Raw genomic sequence first — 2,465 nt, 5'->3', positions numbered from 1 at the left:
GATAAGGCGTCTATAAGGACGAAGGCGCTGTCAAGGACAGAGTTGTCCTGTGCAGTGTTTGTGACACCGCGTGTTAGCCAGGGTTGGGTTGAGGACCAAGAGCTCCGAGCATCACGCTGAATCACCGGCAGTGAAGCAGTTCGCTTCACCATCCATCTATGCGGCCTAAACTGCGACCATGATTTTCCATGCGAATATCCAGCCGCCGGACCGGGGCAGAAGTGGAAAACGTTTTTCAGTTTTCCAAGGCGCGCCTAGCGCCGTCTTCTGCAGCGGTCAGTCTGGATGCGAGAGTACCCAATCAATTTCCCGGTCTAGCTTTCGCCGACCACACCTTACCGCGGGCTACTCTCGATGTAAGCGATCTCCGGATAGGCTGTGTTCCTACGCAGCATCCAGAACAATCGCACTGCTAATCTTCTCGCCGCCGCCACCTTGGCCACTCCTTTGGCCATGCGGTGGCAACGATGCTGGTACTGCTTGCGGAAGCCTTCATCCAGCCGGGTCACCGTTTGCGCGCTCTCGACCAGCAGCATGCGCATGAACGAGTTCCCCTGTTTGCTGATCGACCCCAGACGGCGTCGATGGCTGGAGCTACGTTCGCTGGGAATCAGTCCGAGATAGCTCGTCACCTGCTTGCCGCGTTGGAAGCGACTCACATCTCCCATGGTCAGCACGTAGGCCAGGGCCGTGACCGGACCTACGCCAGGCTGCGTCATCAGCAACTGGGCTCGCGGATTCTGCTGGGCAGCACGCTCGATAGCGTCATCGAGCTGACGAATCTGCGGGTCCAGATGGCTGAGTAGGTTGAGCAGGTCCTGTCTGCGTTGTGCGGCCCATCCTTCCAGTGGCAGTGTGCGTAACGCCTTCTGACCAGCTTCGCTCCACAACTTCCGCTTCATCTGCATGCCGCGGTTCAGCATCAGGTGTTGCAGCCCGTTCTTTACCCTTGCCCGAATGCCGACCAGCTTGTGACGATGCATCAGTAGCTGGCGCAGATCCCGCTCGCCTGCGCTGGGCCGCCACAACCGCGGGAAGCGGTTCTCCAACAGCAGCTTCAGAATGTGTGCGGCGTCCCGACGGTCCGTCTTCTGCTTGCGCACGTAGCTGGCGCGGATCTCTGCGGCATCTCCCACCCAGACTTCATGTCCTAATCGATCCAGCAGATCTTCGAACCATTGCGTGTTACCACAGGCCTCAAAACCGATCCGTGCCGGCGAACTCAGTTCACGGTAAAAGCGCTCGGCTTCACCGTTGCCGTTCTCCAACTTGAGCTCGCGTATCTCTCCCGTTTCTGAATCCAATACAGCCACTTGTTGCCAACCAGGATGGAAATCACACCCTTGTATCTTGCTTGCATCTCCCCGATTCATTCACTCCGTGCTACTTGGAGCCAGAATCGGGTTTCGGCGGGAGGCCGATCGCACCCTAGAGGCGCTGTCCTTCGCAGCCTGGATTGTAGATAGGCCCCCCGCCCTCCTTTTCTGACGCCGTGGAGAATCCGAGGCCACATGAGCCTGCATTCACAAGGTCGGCGAGAGAGGTTGCTCAGGGTCGGGGAGCCGAAACCGAGTCTAATCCCAATCTGGAGGAGTTGAGAATGACAGATCGTCCGGATGAACATGTCGACGTTTTCGCTGGTCTCGACGTCAGTGCACGTGCGATCAGCGTCGCCCGGCTTCGAAGCAAAGACGGGACGCTAACGGTTGCCAGCTTTGCGAATAACGCCTCCGGGCATAAGGCGCTCCTGGCGTACTTGCTGCAGGGAACCGAACAGGTACGGGTTTGTCTGGAAGCCAGTGGTAATTACAGTCTCGATCTAGCCCTGGCCTTGCATGCTCACCGTCACGTCGAGGTCAGCCTCGTAAATCCGCGTCGCGCCCGCCGCTTTGCGGAATCGCTGGGGGAACGGAGCAAGACTGACCCTGTCGATGCCCGTGTGCTTTGCGAGTACGCCGCGCGTATGCCGTGGGTGGTCTGGCGACCACCGAGCACACGAGGGTTGCGGTTGCGCGCCATCACCCGCGCCATCGAAAGCCTGGGCGTTATGCATACTCAGGAAAAAAATCGTGAGCATGCGTTGCAGGCTAGCCAGGCTTTGCCATCCTTGGTGATTCGGGAGATGCGACATCATCAGCGCTATCTGGAGAATCGCATGGAGCAACTCCGTCGCGAAGCTCGCCGGCTCATCGCGAAGGACCCCGAGCTAGATCGTCGTTTTCGCCTGATGGTGACAGTTCCCGGGGTCGCCGAAACCAGCGCGCTGCAGATTCTCGGAGAGCTTGTAGGGTTGCCCGATAGCTTAGATGCTCGCCAGTGGGTGGCATTCAGTGGACTCGATCCCTCCCAGTTCACTTCCGGTACGTCAGTCGAGAGGCGCCCCCGCATCAGCCGTGGGGGCAGTCGCCATCTGCGCCGCGCGTTGTACATGCCGGCGCTCGTGGCTCTGCGGCACGAGCCTCATC

At 59.3% G+C, this 2,465-nt stretch carries 2 protein-coding genes; one reads left to right on the top strand and one right to left on the bottom strand.

The window, feature by feature from the left end; translation table 11 throughout:
- Positions 1–335: 335 nt before the first annotated feature.
- The gene (locus VEG30_04910) at positions 336–1,373 is read right to left on the bottom strand and encodes an IS110 family transposase (protein ID HXZ79249.1); all 1,038 of its coding nucleotides are present in this window, start codon (positions 1,371–1,373) and stop codon (positions 336–338) included.
- A gap of 227 nt (positions 1,374–1,600) precedes the next feature.
- On the opposite strand from VEG30_04910, the gene VEG30_04905 reads away from it, so the two are divergent.
- Positions 1,601–2,465: IS110 family transposase (locus tag VEG30_04905; protein HXZ79248.1), on the top strand; the 865-nt coding region annotated here is incomplete at its 3' end.

The sequence above is a fragment of the Terriglobales bacterium genome, assembly GCA_035624455.1.
Classification (GTDB): domain Bacteria; phylum Acidobacteriota; class Terriglobia; order Terriglobales; family Acidobacteriaceae; genus DASPRM01.
Note: the sequence above shows the minus strand (reverse complement) of the source record. Positions and strands in the feature narration are given on the sequence as shown.

What these genes read in the sequence shown, in the direction of transcription:
- VEG30_04910 (HXZ79249.1), bottom strand. Translation starts at nt 1,373, where the DNA reads ATGAATCGGGGAGATGCAAGCAAGATACAAGGGTGTGATTTCCATCCT.